The organism is Kluyvera sp. CRP, assembly GCF_019930565.1.
Lineage (GTDB): Bacteria > Pseudomonadota > Gammaproteobacteria > Enterobacterales > Enterobacteriaceae > Kluyvera > Kluyvera georgiana_A.
This window is the reverse complement of record NZ_CP082841.1, coordinates 832,256-849,202: the sequence shown is the minus strand read 5'-3', so window position 1 is coordinate 849,202 and position 16,947 is coordinate 832,256. Positions and strand designations below refer to the sequence as shown.

Annotated in this window: 15 protein-coding genes; 8 read left to right on the top strand and 7 right to left on the bottom strand. The window is 56.0% G+C overall.

Features of this window, described 5'->3' with window-relative positions; all coding sequences use genetic code 11:
• The 6 genes from K7B04_RS03870 to tatD all read left to right on the top strand — a co-directional run bounded on the left by K7B04_RS03870 (position 1) and on the right by tatD (position 4,691).
• Entirely contained in the window at positions 1 to 606 is a 606-nt protein-coding gene (locus K7B04_RS03870) for an SCP2 domain-containing protein (RefSeq protein WP_223803519.1), read from the top strand.
• Complete coding sequence (gene ubiB, locus K7B04_RS03865; RefSeq protein ID WP_163448189.1) at positions 603 to 2,243, top strand: ubiquinone biosynthesis regulatory protein kinase UbiB; 1,641 nt, start codon at positions 603 to 605, stop codon at positions 2,241 to 2,243. Before K7B04_RS03870 ends, ubiB begins: the two co-directional genes overlap by 4 nt.
• A gap of 76 nt (positions 2,244 to 2,319) precedes the next feature.
• The gene (tatA, locus tag K7B04_RS03860; protein ID WP_064546483.1) at positions 2,320 to 2,574 is read left to right on the top strand and encodes a Sec-independent protein translocase subunit TatA; all 255 of its coding nucleotides are present in this window, start codon (positions 2,320 to 2,322) and stop codon (positions 2,572 to 2,574) included.
• A gap of 3 nt (positions 2,575 to 2,577) precedes the next feature.
• On the top strand, positions 2,578 to 3,102 hold the full coding sequence (gene tatB / locus K7B04_RS03855; RefSeq protein ID WP_167577151.1) for a Sec-independent protein translocase protein TatB: 525 nt from the start codon (positions 2,578 to 2,580) through the stop codon (positions 3,100 to 3,102).
• A gap of 2 nt (positions 3,103 to 3,104) precedes the next feature.
• Positions 3,105 to 3,869 (top strand): Sec-independent protein translocase subunit TatC, encoded by a 765-nt coding sequence (tatC, locus tag K7B04_RS03850; RefSeq protein WP_064546487.1) that lies wholly within the window; start codon positions 3,105 to 3,107, stop codon positions 3,867 to 3,869.
• 27 nt (positions 3,870 to 3,896) lie between these two features.
• A complete protein-coding gene (gene tatD, locus K7B04_RS03845) occupies positions 3,897 to 4,691 on the top strand; it encodes a 3'-5' ssDNA/RNA exonuclease TatD (protein WP_223803518.1) in 795 nt (264 codons plus the stop codon).
• A 1-nt stretch (position 4,692) separates the two neighbouring features.
• Here tatD and rfaH read toward each other — a convergent pair whose 3' ends face one another.
• A complete protein-coding gene (gene rfaH, locus K7B04_RS03840) occupies positions 4,693 to 5,181 on the bottom strand; it encodes a transcription/translation regulatory transformer protein RfaH (protein WP_163448192.1) in 489 nt (162 codons plus the stop codon).
• A gap of 162 nt (positions 5,182 to 5,343) precedes the next feature.
• On the opposite strand from rfaH, the gene ubiD reads away from it, so the two are divergent.
• Entirely contained in the window at positions 5,344 to 6,822 is a 1,479-nt protein-coding gene (gene ubiD / locus K7B04_RS03835; RefSeq protein WP_223803517.1) for a 4-hydroxy-3-polyprenylbenzoate decarboxylase, read from the top strand.
• An 86-nt stretch (positions 6,823 to 6,908) separates the two neighbouring features.
• The gene (fre, locus tag K7B04_RS03830) at positions 6,909 to 7,610 is read left to right on the top strand and encodes an NAD(P)H-flavin reductase (protein ID WP_064546498.1); all 702 of its coding nucleotides are present in this window, start codon (positions 6,909 to 6,911) and stop codon (positions 7,608 to 7,610) included.
• 33 nt (positions 7,611 to 7,643) lie between these two features.
• Here the strand turns inward: fre and K7B04_RS03825 are convergent, their stop codons facing one another.
• The 6 genes from K7B04_RS03825 to fadB all read right to left on the bottom strand — a co-directional run bounded on the left by K7B04_RS03825 (position 7,644) and on the right by fadB (position 16,820).
• Positions 7,644 to 8,291 carry a hypothetical protein gene (locus K7B04_RS03825; RefSeq protein WP_223803516.1) on the bottom strand — a complete coding sequence of 216 codons (648 nt, stop codon included), beginning with the start codon at positions 8,289 to 8,291 and terminating at the stop codon, positions 7,644 to 7,646.
• 8 nt (positions 8,292 to 8,299) lie between these two features.
• On the bottom strand, positions 8,300 to 10,450 hold the full coding sequence (locus K7B04_RS03820) for a hydantoinase/oxoprolinase family protein (protein ID WP_223803515.1): 2,151 nt from the start codon (positions 10,448 to 10,450) through the stop codon (positions 8,300 to 8,302).
• A 9-nt stretch (positions 10,451 to 10,459) separates the two neighbouring features.
• Positions 10,460 to 11,755, bottom strand: coding sequence for a hypothetical protein (locus tag K7B04_RS03815; RefSeq protein ID WP_223803514.1), 1,296 nt, complete (start codon positions 11,753 to 11,755; stop codon positions 10,460 to 10,462).
• Positions 11,756 to 11,764: 9 nt separating this feature from the next.
• A complete protein-coding gene (locus K7B04_RS03810) occupies positions 11,765 to 13,111 on the bottom strand; it encodes an FAD-dependent oxidoreductase (RefSeq protein WP_223803513.1) in 1,347 nt (448 codons plus the stop codon).
• A gap of 346 nt (positions 13,112 to 13,457) precedes the next feature.
• Positions 13,458 to 14,621, bottom strand: a complete 1,164-nt coding sequence (gene fadA, locus K7B04_RS03805; RefSeq protein ID WP_223803512.1) for an acetyl-CoA C-acyltransferase FadA — start codon at positions 14,619 to 14,621, stop codon at positions 13,458 to 13,460.
• 9 nt (positions 14,622 to 14,630) lie between these two features.
• Positions 14,631 to 16,820: a fatty acid oxidation complex subunit alpha FadB gene (gene fadB / locus K7B04_RS03800; RefSeq protein WP_163448200.1), complete on the bottom strand. Its 2,190-nt coding sequence runs from the start codon at positions 16,818 to 16,820 to the stop codon at positions 14,631 to 14,633.
• Positions 16,821 to 16,947: the final 127 nt, after the last annotated feature.

Below are 16,947 nucleotides of genomic sequence, written 5' to 3'. Positions count from 1 at the left end.
ATGCCTTTAAAACCCTTAATGACCGGCAGTATTGAAACCGCCATAAACGCGCTGCTCTGGCGTGAAAAAGCGTTAAAGCCTGTCCGTCAGCGTCTTATCGGGAAAGTATTACGCGTTGAACTGAAAGAGTTTTCTTCGCCGCTGGTGCTGGTCTTCAGTGAACGTCAGGTTGACGTACTGGGCGCGTGGGAAGGCGAGGCTGATTGCACCGTCATCACCCGGGTTAGCGTGTTGCCGCAGTTGCGCAATCGCCAGCAGCTCACCGCGCTTATCCGCAATAACGATCTGGAAGTGCAGGGCGACCTTCAGGTGGTACAAAACCTGGTGTCGCTGGCCGATCTCGCCGAGTTTGACCCGGCAGAACTGCTGGCGCCGTATACAGGCGATATTGCCGCCGAAGGCGTCAGTAAACTGCTGCGCGGCGGGGCGAAGTTCTTACAGCATGGTCTGGCACGTCAGCAGCGCTATGTGGCTGAAACCCTGACGGAAGAGTGGCGTCTGGCACCGGGCGCGCTGGAAGTCGCCTGGTTTGCGGAAGAGACGGCGGCGGTGGAGCGTGAGCTTGCGGCGCTGGCCAAACGGTTGGAAAAACTGGAGGGGAAATGACGCCAGGAGAATTACGGCGCCTGTATTTTATCATCCGCACCTTTTTGAGTTACGGGCTTGATGAGCTCATTCCCAAAATGCGTATCACGCTGCCGCTGCGTATGGGGCGTCGGCTGCTGTTCTGGATGCCAAATCGCCACAAGGATAAGCCGCTGGGCGAACGTCTGCGGCTGGCGTTACAGGAGCTTGGCCCGGTATGGATTAAGTTCGGGCAAATGCTGTCTACCCGTCGCGACCTTTTCCCCCCGCAGATTGCCGACCAATTAATCCTGCTGCAGGATCGCGTTGCGCCGTTTGACGGCAAGCTGGCGAAGCAGCAGATTGAAAAATCGATGGGCGATATTCCCGTCGAGAGCTGGTTCGACGATTTTGACATTGAACCGCTAGCTTCAGCCTCTATTGCCCAGGTGCATACCGCACGTCTGAAAGAGAACGGCAAAGAGGTGGTTATCAAGGTGATCCGTCCGGATATCCTGCCGATCATCAAAGCCGATATGAAGCTGATTTACCGCCTGGCGCGCTGGGTTCCCCGCCTGCTGCCGGACGGTCGTCGTTTGCGCCCGGTAGAAGTGGTGCGCGACTATGAAAAAACGCTGATCGACGAGCTGAACCTGCTGCGCGAAGCGGCGAACGCCATCCAGCTGCGGCGTAATTTTGAAAATAGCCCGATGCTGTACGTGCCAGAGGTGTATTCCGACTACTGTCGCGTCGATATGCTGGTGATGGAGCGCATCTACGGCATTCCGGTGTCCGACATCGAAACGCTTGAGAAGCAGAATACCAACATGAAGCTGCTGGCCGAGCGCGGCGTGCAGGTGTTCTTTACCCAGGTGTTCCGCGACAGCTTCTTCCACGCCGATATGCACCCTGGCAACATCTTTGTTAGCTATGAGCATCCGGAAGATCCCCAGTATATTGGCATCGACTGCGGTATCGTCGGCTCGCTAAATAAAGAAGACAAGCGCTACCTGGCGGAAAACTTTATCGCCTTCTTCAACCGAGACTACCGCAAGGTGGCCGAACTGCACGTCGATTCCGGCTGGGTACCGCCGGACACCAACGTCGAAGAGTTTGAATTCGCGATTCGTACCGTTTGCGAACCTATTTTCGAAAAGCCGCTGGCGGAGATCTCCTTTGGTCACGTGCTGCTGAACCTGTTTAACACCGCCCGGCGCTTCAACATGGAAGTTCAGCCACAACTCGTGTTACTGCAAAAGACATTACTTTACGTAGAAGGGGTAGGACGTCAGCTCTATCCTCAGTTAGATTTATGGAAGACGGCAAAACCGTTCCTCGAATCGTGGATTAAGGATCAGGTCGGTATTCCGGCGCTGTTCCGTGCGCTGAAGGAAAAAGCGCCGTTCTGGATTGAAAAAATGCCGGAATTGCCTGAGTTAGTCTACGACAGCCTGCGTCAGAGCAAACAGGTACAGGCTAGCCTTGAGAAGCTTTCTCAGGAGATGGCAACGCACCGTACCCGTCAGGGGCAATCGCGTTATCTCTTTGGTATAGGTGCGGTTTTACTCCTCAGCGGTACCGTATTACTGGTTCAACGCCCTGAATGGGGGCTGGCACCCGCGTGGCTTATGGCCGGAGGGCTGGTGGTATGGCTCGTGGGATGGCGGAAGACGCGCTGAATTATGCGTCGCTAACAGGGCGCCGCATAACGTATAATGCGCGCTGATTAATTCATCATCTATCAGAGGAACATGTATGGGTGGTATTAGTATTTGGCAGTTGCTGATTATCGTCGTTATCGTAGTTCTGCTTTTCGGGACTAAAAAGCTGAGCTCGCTGGGTTCCGATTTAGGCTCGTCCATCAAAGGCTTCAAGAAGGCCATGAGTGATGAAGACGACACCAAACCTAAAGCGGACCAGGATGCAGATTTCACTGCAAAATCAATTGCTGATAAGCAGGAAAGTGCAAAGAAAGACGAAGCGAAACGCCACGACAACGAGCAGGTGTAATTCGTGTTTGATATTGGTTTCAGTGAACTGCTGCTGGTGTTCGTTATTGGCCTCATTGTATTGGGGCCAAAACGTCTGCCGGTAGCGGTGAAAACGGTGGTGGGCTGGATTCGGGCGCTGCGTTCGCTGGCGACTACCGTACAAAATGAGCTGACGCAGGAGCTTAAACTCCAGGAGTTTCAGGACAGCCTGAAGAAAGTGGAGAAAGCAAGTCTGGATAGCCTGACGCCTGAACTTAAGGCTTCCATGGATGAACTGCGTGAAGCGGCTGAGTCGATGAAACGGTCCTATTCGATGCATGATCCTGAAAAGGCGAGCGACGAGGCCAATACCATCCATAACCCGGTGGCGAAGGATAAAGCCGTTGAGCCATCGCAGGCGGCTGAACCGCAGGCGACGCACGCTGAAGAGCCGGTGGCTAAGCCTGCCGAAGTACCGGAGTCCGAGGTGGTGAAACCGGCAGAGAAAGAGAAAGTCTCTGCTGCCGCTGCTCCTGAATCCTCCCCCGCATCGAGTGATAAATCGTAAACATGAGCGTAGAAGATACTCAACCGCTGATCGCTCATTTGATTGAGCTGCGCAAGCGCCTGCTCAACTGCATCATCGCGGTTCTCGTCATTTTCCTGGCGTTGGTTTACTTCGCCAACGATATCTATCAGCTGGTCTCCGCGCCGCTTATTAAACAGATGCCGGTTGGCGCGACGATGATCGCCACCGACGTGGCGTCGCCGTTTTTCACGCCGATCAAGCTGACCTTTATGGTTTCGCTGATCCTCTCCGCGCCGGTTATTTTGTACCAGGTATGGGCGTTTGTTGCCCCTGCGCTGTATAAGCATGAACGTCGTCTGGTGGTGCCGCTGCTGGTGTCCAGCACCCTGCTGTTTTATATCGGCATGGCGTTTGCCTACTTTGTGGTGTTCCCGCTGGCCTTTGGCTTCCTGACGCATACCGCGCCGGAAGGGGTGCTGGTCTCAACGGATATCAAGAGCTATCTCGATTTTGTCATGTCGCTGTTTATTGCCTTCGGCGTGTCGTTTGAGGTGCCCGTTGCTATCGTTCTGTTGTGCTGGGTCGGCGTGACCACGCCGGACGATCTGCGCAAGAAGCGCCCTTACGTGCTGGTTGGCGCGTTTGTGGTCGGCATGCTGCTGACGCCACCGGACGTGTTCTCGCAGACGCTGCTGGCTATCCCGATGTACTGTCTGTTTGAAGTGGGGGTCTTCTTCTCTCGTTTCTACGCGGGCAAGCGACTCACGCGTGACGAAGACGCGGAAGCGGAACAAACTGAAGAATAACCAACCGCCCGTAAGGGCGGTTGTCATATGGGGGCAAGGATGTTTGATATCGGTGTTAACCTGACCAGTTCACAGTTCGCGCGCGATCGTGATGAGGTGGTCGCGCGAGCACGGGCCGCAGGCGTGCACGGCATGTTGCTGACCGGAACCAACCGTCATGAGAGCGAAGAAGCACAGCGGCTAGCGGAACGCTTTGAAGGCTGTTGGTCAACGGCAGGCGTTCATCCACATGACAGCAGCAGTTGGTCGCCGGAGGTAGCGGACGCCATCTATGCGCTGGTGAACAAGCCCGAAGTCGTGGCTGTGGGCGAGTGCGGCCTGGACTTCAACCGCAACTTCTCCACGCCAGCCGAGCAGGAAATCGCGTTTAGCGCTCAGTTGGCGATGGCCGCCGAGCTGGGTATGCCGGTATTTTTGCACTGCCGCGATGCTCACGAGCGTTTCCTCGCGCTGCTGGAGCCGTGGCTCGACCATTTGCCGGGTGCAGTGCTGCACTGCTTTACAGGCACGCGTGAAGAAGCGCAGCAGTGCCTGGACCGGGGCCTGATGATTGGCATCACCGGCTGGGTCTGCGATGAGCGTCGCGGTCTGGAACTGCGAGAACTGCTGCCGACGATCCCCGCGGATCGCCTGCTGCTGGAGACCGATGCGCCGTATCTGTTGCCGCGCGACATGACGCCGAAACCGGCATCGCGTCGTAACGAGCCGGCCTACGTACGGCATATTCTGTCACGCGTGGCCGAATGGCGTGGGGAAGACGCACAGTGGCTGGAAGCCGTTACGGACAGTAACGCCAAACGGCTATTGAAGATCGGCTTTTAGTTCAGGCCTTGCGGAAATCGGTGTTTTTGACGCTCTGCTTAATTTGCTTGTTCAGCAGGTTAAGCAGCAGCATAGAGCGTGCTTCGCCGTCAGGCTCGGCAAAGATGGCCTTCAGCCCTTCGAACGCACCTTCGGTAATGACCACGCTGTCGCCGGGATAGGGGGTTTCCGGGTCGGTGATATCATCAGGTTGATAGATTGAGAGCTGATGGATGACCGAAGATGGCACGGTTGCCGGACTCATCCCAAAGCGGACAAAATGGCTGACGCCGCGGGTGGCGTTAATCGTGGTGGTGTGAATCACCTCCGGGTCAAATTCCACGAACAGATAGTTCGGGAACAGCGGCTCACTAACCGAGGTGCGCTTGCCGCGCACTATTTTTTCCAGGGTGATCATCGGCGTCAGGCAGTTTACCGCCTGTCTCTCAAGATGTTCCTGGGCGCGCTGAAGTTGCCCGCGTTTGCAGTACAGTAAATACCAGGCTTGCATAATGACTCTTTCCACTCGTTAGCGCGGAAGCATAGCAAAAGTGCGGGCAGATCGCGATGTTGATTATGACAGCTTTAATTCACGCTAATTTAACAAAAATACAGCATCGAAGGACCATTCGCCGTATACTAAGGCGCTTACCAGGAGGCCAAGAATTACCCCATGAAATACCATGACCTACGCGACTTTCTGACCATACTCGAACAGCAGGGTGAACTAAAACGTATTAGCCTCCCGGTTGATCCCCATCTGGAAATTACCGAAATTGCCGATCGCACCCTGCGTGCGGGTGGGCCAGCGCTGCTGTTTGAAAATCCTAAAGGTTATGACATGCCGGTGCTGTGCAACCTGTTCGGCACCCCCAAGCGCGTGGCGCTGGGCATGGGGCAGGAAGACGTCAGCGCGTTACGTGAAGTGGGTAAACTCTTAGCCTTCCTGAAGGAGCCGGAGCCGCCAAAAGGTTTCCGCGACTTGTTCGACAAACTGCCGCAGTTCAAACAGGTGTTGAACATGCCGACTAAGCGCCTGCGCGGCGCGCCTTGCCAGCAGAAAGTTCTCTCCGGCGACGATGTCGATCTCTCGCGCATTCCGGTGATGACCTGTTGGCCGGAAGATGCGGCACCGCTCATTACCTGGGGCCTGACGGTGACCCGTGGTCCGCATAAAGAGCGGCAGAACCTGGGCATCTATCGTCAGCAGGTGATTGGCAAAAACAAATTGATTATGCGCTGGCTGTCGCATCGCGGCGGCGCGCTGGATTTCCAGGAGTGGTGCGCTGCACACCCGGGCGAACGTTTTCCGGTATCGGTCGCGCTGGGCGCAGACCCGGCAACCATTCTTGGCGCGGTGACGCCGGTACCGGACACGCTTTCTGAGTACGCGTTCGCGGGTTTGCTACGCGGGACGAAAACGGAAGTGGTGAAGTGTGTTTCCAACGATCTGGAAGTGCCAGCCAGCGCCGAGATTGTCCTCGAAGGCTATATTGAGCCTGGTGAAATGGCGCCGGAAGGCCCCTATGGCGATCACACCGGTTACTACAACGAAGTGGACAGCTTCCCGGTGTTTACCGTCACCCACATTACCCAGCGCGAAGACGCGATTTATCACTCCACCTATACCGGGCGTCCGCCGGATGAACCGGCGGTGCTGGGCGTAGCGCTGAATGAAGTCTTCGTGCCTATTTTGCAAAAGCAGTTCCCGGAAATCGTTGATTTCTATCTGCCGCCGGAAGGGTGTTCATATCGCCTTGCCGTCGTGACGATGAAAAAACAGTATGCTGGGCACGCAAAACGCGTAATGATGGGCGTGTGGTCGTTTTTACGCCAGTTTATGTACACAAAATTCGTGATTGTCTGCGATGATGACGTCAACGCACGTGACTGGAACGATGTGATATGGGCGATCACTACTCGCATGGACCCCGCGCGGGATACCGTGCTGGTAGAGAATACGCCGATTGATTATCTGGATTTCGCCTCGCCGGTTTCCGGCCTGGGGTCGAAAATGGGGCTGGACGCCACCAACAAATGGCCTGGGGAAACCCAGCGCGAATGGGGCCGTCCAATTAAGAAAGATCCCGCCGTTACGGCGCGTATTGATGAGATCTGGGACGAGCTGGCCATATTTTCCGACAATAAATGATAACCCACCCCGGAAGATTTCACGCCGTGGGCGTTGCGCCGACCGCGTGAATGAGGATGGGGGAAAAGACCCGACAGAGGGAGCGCATGACAACCTTAAGCTGTAAAGTGACCTCGGTGGATGCCATTACCGATACGGTATATCGCGTTCGTTTAGTACCCGAAGCTGCCTTCTCATTTCGTGCCGGACAGTATCTGATGGTGGTGATGGACGAGCGCGATAAGCGTCCGTTCTCCATGGCCTCAACGCCGGATGAAAAGGCGTTTATCGAGTTGCACATTGGTGCTTCTGAGCTGAACCTGTACGCAATGGCCGTGATGGACCGCATCCTCAAAGACCGCGAAGTGGTGGTAGATATCCCGCACGGCGAGGCCTGGTTACGTGATGAAGACGATCGTCCGCTGGTGCTGATTGCTGGCGGTACGGGCTTCTCCTACGTACGCTCCATTCTGCTGACCGCGCTGGCGCGTAACCCGAATCGCGACGTGGCGATCTACTGGGGTGGCCGCGAAGAGAAACATCTCTACGATCTCTCTGAGCTGGAAGCACTGTCGGTGAATCATCCTAACCTGCGCGTAGTGCCGGTGGTTGAGCAGCCTGAAGAAGAGTGGCGTGGGCGTTCTGGTACCGTACTCACCGCGGTGCTGCAGGACTACGGTACGCTAGCGGAGCACGATATCTATATCGCGGGACGTTTTGAAATGGCGAAAATCGCGCGTGACCTGTTCTGCAATGAACGTCAGGCGCGTGAAGACCGCCTGTTCGGCGATGCATTTGCGTTTATTTAACGCTCCTCAGGCCGGTTCGATGAATCGGCCTTGTCATATTTGCTGTAGTTCGTTCCACGCTGCTGCCAGCAGCGCATCTCGTTGTTGCGCAGTGCATTTACCGTTATCAATTAACCATAGCCAATCAAACCAGCTCGGGTAAAACGGCAGACCGTTCAGATGCTGGCAAAATCGATGGGCAGCAATCTCCGAAGTGGCCATAACCGTTGCATAGCTACGCCAGGGGCCAAACGCAAAATGACAGACTTTGTCCAGCGTGGCGGGCACGGGTTGATAGTGGTGATGTTCAAGAAAATGAAAGAATTCGTGAGCGAGGTGAATATGGATAATTTCCCGTTCGCTCATGGCGTATCCCATTTGCGCGCAGCTGGCTCGCAGGCTGTCCAGGGAGGGCTGATATAACGTCACCTGGCGTCGGCGCTGAGCTTTGCTGTACTCCAGTTGAGCGCGTAAGCGGGCGCTAAAAAAGACGCCGCCGTGCGTTGCCAGTTTGATACTGATGTCATTTTCCGCGTATAGCCGCTCAAGATCCCGATGCGGCAGATTAGCTGCCGCTTTTTCGCCCGCCGCCAGCGCGTGCTCTAAATAATAGCGACGCCTGGCGATGGGTATTTTGTTGAATACGGCATCGCGCCGCAGATCCAACCAGGCGAGCGCCCGATCGCGGTGTTCCGCTTCCATTTCTCTCCTTATTGCCAGGCAATCGCGACGATGGATTGCTGCGGCTCTTCCATTTCCAACTCCATCTCGATAATCGACAACATCTGATCTTTGGTTTGCATACCGCTCAGGTCGAGCATCTTTTCTTTCCAGAAGAGATATACGCGGGGGATAGCGGCATTGGCCTCGGAATAGCGCGTGTTGTTATCAATAAACTCGGCGAAGTGCGAGGCGATTTCTCCGCGCTGGAAAAGTAGCCAATTGGCGTTCTCCTTTTTCAGACGTACAACGCCCTCCCGGTCGACAACGCTCAGGCGGGCGATTCGTTTCTTCAGTAGGCCAAAACAGCTTTTTTTCTCATAGGTGCCGCAGAACAATGACCAGCGCCCGGTCTGGCAGGTGATGATCATGGCGTGAGCTTCAAGGTTGACGGATTCAGCGGCGATCTGCCGTAGCTGTTCGACGGACAGCGTTTTATTCAACGAGGTTTTTTGTCGAAGTTCGGTGGCGCCAGTGGCAATGGCGCGCAGGATGTTTTTCTGTTGATCAATTTCAATGCTGATATCGACTGTCGCTTCGTTTGCGCCTGATTGCACAATGCGCTCCAGCACCTCCGCGCGAATTTTTTTGATCGCAGTGTCATCAGGGTTTACGACGCTTTTTTCCAGTGTCTCCCGCACCATCGCCATGCCAACGCCGATAGTTGAGATATAGGGCGCGTTGCGGGCGAGATTGTATTTCATGGCGGTTTTCTCCGCCATTGCCGGTATCAGCACAGACCCGCTCCCTCCGCCGCCGACCAGAGTAATGAAGTGTCGATCGAGCTGGTACTCCCGTATCATTTCATCCACCACAACCATCACGTTGGCGATGGCGATATCCAGCGCCTGACGCGCGGTCTGCTCTGCGCTTAACCCCAGCGATTGGCCCAGGAGTTGCCAGGCAGCCCGTGTACAGGTCTGGTTTCCCGCAGCGTAATCACCGGCGGGAATATAGCCCAGCAGGTTCGCGGCACCCGCCAGCGTTAGTGCGTAACGCTTGCCATGAGAGGTCTGGATGGCTGCATAGGTTGGCGGGTCGCCGGGCAGTGGGGAGATAAACTCAAGCGTAGGTGAGTTATCGAAGGTTCCTTCTGCGGCAAAGCATTCGTAATCGCACCCTGCAATGTGCGCGCTGCGCGGACCGGTCATGGCGAGCCTACCATTTTCGACAACGATCATGCTGCCGCCCGCAATCGCCAGCGTGCGCACATCCAGTGAACGCAGGTAGGTACGATGCCCGCCGACTTGGGCATTCTGAATCATGACCTTACCGTTTTTGATCACCGAGATATCAATACTGGTGCCGCCAACCTCAAAGAAAATGCCGTCGGAGACTTTCTCATACATCAGCGCGCCAGCCACGCCAGCGGCCAGTCCTGATAGCATAGTCAGAATGGGGCGTTTACGGACTTCGTCAATGTTCATCACCCCGCCATCACAGCGCATGATCATCAATGGCGAGCTAATACCGGCGGCCTTTATCGCCTGTTCGGTCATATTGGCTGTTTCCAGCATGCGGGGGATCAGGCTGGCATTGACCACGGCGGTACGGGTGCGAGTTTTCAAACCGTACAGTTGGCTAATCTCGTGCCCGGCGGTGGCGCAAAGCCCCATTTGCGTGGCGAGCGCCATGACGCGTAGCTCATTGCGGGGATCGTCTACGCTGTAGGCTTCAGAGGCAACAATGACCTCCGCCCCCTGGTGGCGCAGTTCGTCAATCGCAGCCCGAATCGTGTTATCGTCCATTTGCCGGGTGTCGAGAAAGCAATTGCAGGTCTGAAGATACTTGTTGTTCGCCAGAGGGATATTCTCAATCGTCGCTTCTTTGCGCGCGCTTTTACCTTCCAGGCCGCTGCCCATCGCCAGAATACCCACTTTGGCGACATCCCCCTCCAGCAAGGCGTTGGTTGCCTGCGTGGTGCCATGGGCGATAAAGCTGACTTCCTGCGGTGAAAGGTGGTTTTCCGCCAGCAACTGCTGAATGATGACAATAATGCCATGCGCTACGCCATGCGGATGATGGTGCGTAGTGGGGATCTTTTTTTTCGCGACCAGTTCAAACGTGTCGTTATCAATGACCGCTGCATCCGTAAATGTGCCACCCACATCAATGCCGATGCGGTATTTTTTTGTCGCCATAGCGGCTCCTTAATAGGCGATGACGCCCGCCATAACCATGGAGATCAGTACTGCGACCATCGCCCACGGCAGGGTCTGGCGCAGAATGCTGTTTACGTCGACCTTAGTGAAGTCAGAAGCCCAGACGTTGTGGGTATTGGTGGGATCGGAAAGCCCCTGTACCAGCGATGTCGCCCGTAGTGCGAGCATGGTGGCCAGCGGAGAGAGTCCGCCATGCATCATCAAGACGCCGATGCCGCTGCCAAGACCGTAGCTATTGAGCGGGCCGCGATAGAGCGCGAGCGGGCTGAGCAGGGAAAATAGCAGGATATACATCCACATCGAGCCGGGGACAATCCCGCCGATAAGCGGTTTGAGCAACGCACTGACCTGCGGCGCGGTCACCGCATTGAGTAATATGCCAATTCCGACCATTAAACCGATGGCTCCCGCCACATTCTGAATCCCTTCAATAAGGCTGCCGACCAGCACATGCGTGGGGCGTTTGGGGCGAGCCAGCAGCAGACAAATCAACAGACTCAGGCAGATAGCCGGTATGACATCAAGGCTAAAACAGAAGATCAGCGCGACGGGCACCAGGGGGGAGATCAGTGCAATATCGCTGATACGTTTACGCTCACCCAGCGTTTCGGTAGTTGGCATTGCCCAGGCTTTACGCACTACAGCGTCGCGTTTGACCAGCCAGATAACCATCCCCAGATACACCACCGTTGGCGGGATAATAAACAGCATGGTGTAACGGACGATGTCGGCGATGGGAATACCGTATAAATCGTGCATCATCGCCCAACTGCCGACGGAGAATAGACCGCCGATAGAGTGAGAAGAGAGCAGCACAACGCAGCAGGACATTGGCGACAGACCGGCGGTCAGCAAAATGGGAATGACAATGCTACCGACCAGAATCACCATACCGAGGCCATCGCTGGAGGAGAAAATCACGGTGCTAATGGCGAAGAAAATAATCGCCATCACCAGAGGTTTGTCACCGGATAGCTCTGCGGCTTTACGTACCAGCGCTTCGGTAATGCCAACTTTTTTCAGCGCTTCGCCAAACCAGGCGCCAAAAATCAGCGCCATGATGGTTGCGCCAAGGCGCAGCGAGCCCTGAGTCAGAACGTTATTGGCGATCGTGTAGGTCGTTGGGTCCTTACTGAAAAGTGGAACGCCCGCGACCAGCGGCATCAGAATAGCCATCAGCGGCAGTGCCAGAATCGCGGGCATTCTGCGGCTCATCATCAGCCCGGAGAAAAGCAGGAAGATCAGCAATAATGCACAAACCTGGATGAGATATAACGTCTCCATAGCGGGTCCTTAAAAGTCGAGATATCCGTGCTGCTGGCGAATGGTATCCTGCAACTGGGCGATGGGAAGTTGATGGACGCTGAGCCGTTGCTGTACCGAGAGGGCTGCGGCGATGCCGCCTGCCTGACCGATAGCGCCAACGGTCGGGGTCGTGCGAATGGCCGCCTGGGCTTCAAAAGTGGCGGATATACAGCGGCCGACCACGATCAGGTTATCCAGTGATGGGGTAATCAGTGTGCGCCATGGAATACCGTACATCCCCCCTTCGGGCAATTTGCCATGCTGTGTTCCTTCGCCGTCAGGACTGTGAATATCAATGGGGTAGCCTGATATTGCGATGGTGTCGGCGAAGCGAGTTTGCGCCAGCAGGTCGTCGGCGGTGAGCTGATAGCAGCCTTGAATCTGGCATGAGCTGCGGATACCAACGCTGGGACCGGTCTGGACAACGGTTGCTTGCTCAAAACCGGGAAGCCGCTTGCGGGCAAATTGTTCTAGCTGTCGACATTGTTGACGGCCGATAAACTCGGCATCGCTCAGGCTCCAGGGGTCGGTGGCGTCATGGTCAAGAATACGGCTGGTATTGAAAACAAACTCACCGGGCGTATTGGTTTCAAAAATCAGCACGTCTTCGCGCGGGATATCGAGCTCCCCAGCAGCCTTAGCGGCGGCAAATTCAGCCACAAAACCATGGCAGGCGAGTCGGGGGGCGAGTTCGATGCAGTCTCTCTGGTAGTGGTTATTCAGCGTAACGATGTTCGCCAGCATATAGCGGCGGAGCTTTTCCCGATCAACGTTGACCATTTTCATGGTCATTGTCATCGGCTGCGCTTTGCCATCGGAGGGGCGACCTTTGTCCAGTGGAACGCCCGCTTTTGCCGCCAGCGCAGCGTTTCCGCTGGCGTCGATGAACATGTTACCGCTGAGGTGCATGAGTCCGGACTGCGTGCAAACCGTAATGCCGTGTAGCCGTCTGTCGGACTGAGATACATCCGCGAGCATGGCATGGTAGAGAATCTGGCCTCCGGCTTCGGTAATCATCAGCTCCAGTTCGTGCTTCATCGCTTCGGCGTCGAACGGTGTGTAGGTGGGGGTGAAACGGCTTGGGTCCGGGAGGTGTCCAGGGGATTTTCCCTGCCGTTTGAGGCGCGAAATCAGTTCTTCCGTAATACCGCGGATAACCTGATTGTCACCGGCATGAAAGGTCATCATCGGATTCACGCCATTGGTGGTTAGCGATCCGCCTGGGCAGGCGCTGGCTTCAACGACCACTGTCCTGGCTTGGTTGCGCGCGGCGGCGATGGCGGCGATACAGCCGGAGAACCCACCGCCAACAATGATTACATCAATGTTTTCCATAACATCACCTTGAATAAATATTATTCGATGCGGGCAATCCTGCACGTGGCGATGCCTTTCTGTACAGATGAGACAGGGGAGATTGTGAGGACGTTCGCGAATTTAGTTATAAATGTAATTGACTGATTTAAATGATGTTATTACATTTTTCATTACTATTGCGCACCGTGCGATAGATAAAAAACCCGCCCCTGACAGGCGGGAAGAACGGCAACTAAACTTTGTGGTGTTGTAGGCCGGATAAGACGTTTTGCGTCACCATCCGGCGTTATTTGCCGGGGGCGCTTCGCTTGCCCGGCCTACAATAGCGATATACTGCGCGCCCCAGTTTCCGGGGCGCGTTTTTTTATACGCGCTCGATAACCGTCGCGATCCCCTGACCTAAACCGATACACATTGTCGCCAGACCAAACTGAGCGTCTTTGCGTTCCATCAGGTTAAGCAGGGTGGTGGTGATGCGCGTACCGGAACAGCCTAACGGGTGACCCAGGGCGATCGCGCCACCGTTGAGGTTGATCTTCTCGTCGATCTGCTCCATCAGCCCCAGATCCTTAATACACGGCAGGATCTGCGCGGCAAAGGCTTCGTTCATCTCAAACAGATCGATATCACTTGTGCTCAGACCCGCTTTTTTCAGCGCCAGCTTTGAGGCCGGAACCGGACCGTAGCCCATGATCGACGGATCGCAGCCGACCACCGCCATTGAGCGGATGCGCGCGCGCGGGGTTAATCCCAGCTCGCGGGCGCGGCTTTCGCTCATCACCAGCATGGCAGAGGCGCCATCGGAGAGAGCGGAAGAGGTCCCTGCGGTCACGGTACCGGTAACTGGGTCAAACGCGGGACGAAGAGTGGATAACGCCTCAACGGTGGTTTCCGGACGGATCACTTCGTCGTAGTTAAACTGCTTGAGCACGCCATCCGCGTCGTGGCCACCGGTAGGAATGATTTCATTCTTAAAAGCCCCAGACTGCGTCGCGGCCCAGGCGCGGGCGTGGGAACGCGCGGCGAAGGCATCCTGCATTTCACGGCTGATGCCATGCATACGGGAAAGCATTTCCGCCGTCAGGCCCATCATACCCGCGGCTTTCGCCACATTGCGGCTCATCCCCGGGTGAAAATCAACGCCATGGCTCATCGGTACGTGGCCCATGTGTTCTACGCCGCCGACCATACAGACCTGCGCATCACCGGTCATGATCATCCGCGCCGCATCGTGCAGCGCCTGCATTGAGGAACCACACAGACGGTTAACGGTGACTGCCGGTACTGAATGCGGGATTTCCGCCAGCAGCGACGCGTTACGGGCGATGTTAAAACCTTGCTCCAGCGTCTGCTGTACGCAGCCCCAGTAGATGTCGTCGATGGCCGCCGCTTCCAGCGTCGGGTTACGCGCCAGCAGGCTACGCATCAGGTGCGCGGAGAGATCCTCCGCACGCACGTTACGGAACGCGCCGCCTTTGGAACGGCCCATCGGGGTACGAATTGCATCAACAATAACAACCTGTTCCATCGTGACTCCTTAAGCCGTTTTCAGCTCACCAGCCGGGCGGGCTGGCTCAACCGGGGGATAATACGCTTCGTTATGGCGCGCCTTGTCTCGCAGACCGGCCGGTACTTCGTACAGCGGGCCAAGGTGCTGATACTGCTGAGCCATATCGAGATACTTCGCGCTGCCAAGCGTATCCAGCCAGCGGAACGCGCCACCGTGGAACGGAGGGAAGCCCAGGCCGTAGACCAGCGCCATATCGGCTTCCGCCGGGCTGGCGATGATGCCTTCTTCCAGGCAACGCACCACTTCATTGACCATCGGGATCATCATACGAGCAATAATCTCGTCGTCGCTGAAGTCGCGCTTCGGCTGGCTAACGTCGGCCAGCAGGCCGTCCACTGCAGCATCTTCTTCTTTCTTCGGCTTGCCTTTGCTGTCTTCTTTATAGCGCCAGAAGCCCAGACCATTTTTCTGACCGTAGCGGCTTGCTTCAAACAGCGCGTCGATAGCGTCGCGGTAATCTTTCTGCATACGCTGCGGGAAACCGGCCGCCATCACTGCCTGCGCGTGGTGCGCGGTATCAATACCGACCACGTCGAGCAGATAAGCCGGACCCATCGGCCAACCGAACTGTTTCTCCATCACTTTATCAACCTTGCGGAAGTCCGCGCCGTCGCGCAGCAGCTGGCTGAAGCCAGCAAAGTACGGGAACAGCACGCGGTTGACGAAGAAACCGGGGCAGTCGTTGACCACGATAGGTGTTTTACCCATCTTGCTCGCCCAGGCGACGACTTTGGCAATGGTGCTTTCTGAGGTTTTCTGGCCACGGATGATCTCAACCAGCGGCATACGGTGCACCGGGTTAAAGAAGTGCATGCCGCAGAAGTTTTCCGGGCGTTCCAGCGCATCGGCCAGCTCGCCGATGGGAATGGTCGAGGTGTTAGAAGCTAGCACGGTATCCGGGCGCACCTTCTGCTCGGTTTCTGCCAGCACTGCTTTCTTGACCTTCGGGTTTTCCACGACGGCTTCAACAACCACGTCAACGCGATCAAAACCGGCGTAATCCAGCGTCGGCTGAATGGTGGAGATCACTCCGGCCAGCTTCAGGCCGTCGATTTTGCCGCGCTCCAGCTGTTTATTGAGCAGCTTGCTGGCTTCCGTCATTCCGAGAGTCAGCGATTTTTCATTGATATCCTTCATGATCACCGGCACGCCCTTCCAGGCGGACTGGTAAGCGATCCCGCCACCCATGATCCCCGCGCCAAGCACGGCGGCATGTTTCGGCGGTTCGGTGTTTTTGGTCAGTTTCTTTGCCTGACCTTTTACGTATTGGTCGTTGAGGAAAATACCGACCAGCGCACGGGCTTCATTAGAATGGGCCAGTGGAACAAAACTTTTGTTTTCCAGATTCAGCGCTTCTTCGCGGCCAAAGCGGGCCGCCGCCTCGATGGTTTTCACCGCCGTGATCGGCGCCGGATAGTGTTTGCCCGCAGTTTGCATCACCATGCCTTTAGCAATGGTGAAGCTCATGGTGGCTTCAATTTTGCTGAGCTTGAGCGGTTCCAGTTTCGGCTGGCGTTTTGCTTTCCAGTCGAGGTCGCCGTTAATCGCCTGACGCAGGACCGCCAGCGCGCCGTCGAACAGTTTTTCCTGTTTAACGATGCCGTCGACCAGACCGATTTTCAGCGCCTGTTCGGCACCGACGTCTTTACCGGCGGCGATGATTTCCAGCGCGCTGTCGGCTCCTAACAGACGCGGCAGACGCACGGAACCGCCGAAGCCCGGCATAATGCCCAGCTTGGTTTCCGGCAGGCCGATGCGCAGGTCCGGCGTGGCCAGACGATAGTCGGTCGCCAGCACGCATTCGCAGCCGCCGCCCAGCGCATAGCCGTTAACGGCGGAAATCGTCGGGACTGGCAGATCTTCCAGACGGTTAAACACGCTGTTGGCGAAATGCAGCCACTGGCTGAACTGTTCTTCTGGTACCAGGAACAGCGAAAGGAATTCGGTGATATCCGCGCCGACAATAAAGGCCGCCTTTTCAGAGCGCAGCAGCAGCCCCTTCAGCTCTTTTTGTTTTTCGAGGACGTCGAGCGCCTGGCCGAGGCTGGCTACGGTTGCGGTATCTAACTTGTTAACTGAGCCAGGGGCATCGAACACCAGTTCGGCAATGCCATCTTCCAGCCAGTTGAGGTACAGGGTGTCGCCTTTGTAGAGCATGTCAGTCTCCTGAATCCAGCAATATGATCTGGTCATACCAGATAAACTCGAGTGTGTATTTTGTGTTAAATAAATGCAAATAAGACTTTAAATATTTGCTGGTCGGATCACGTCCGGGGGAAATCAC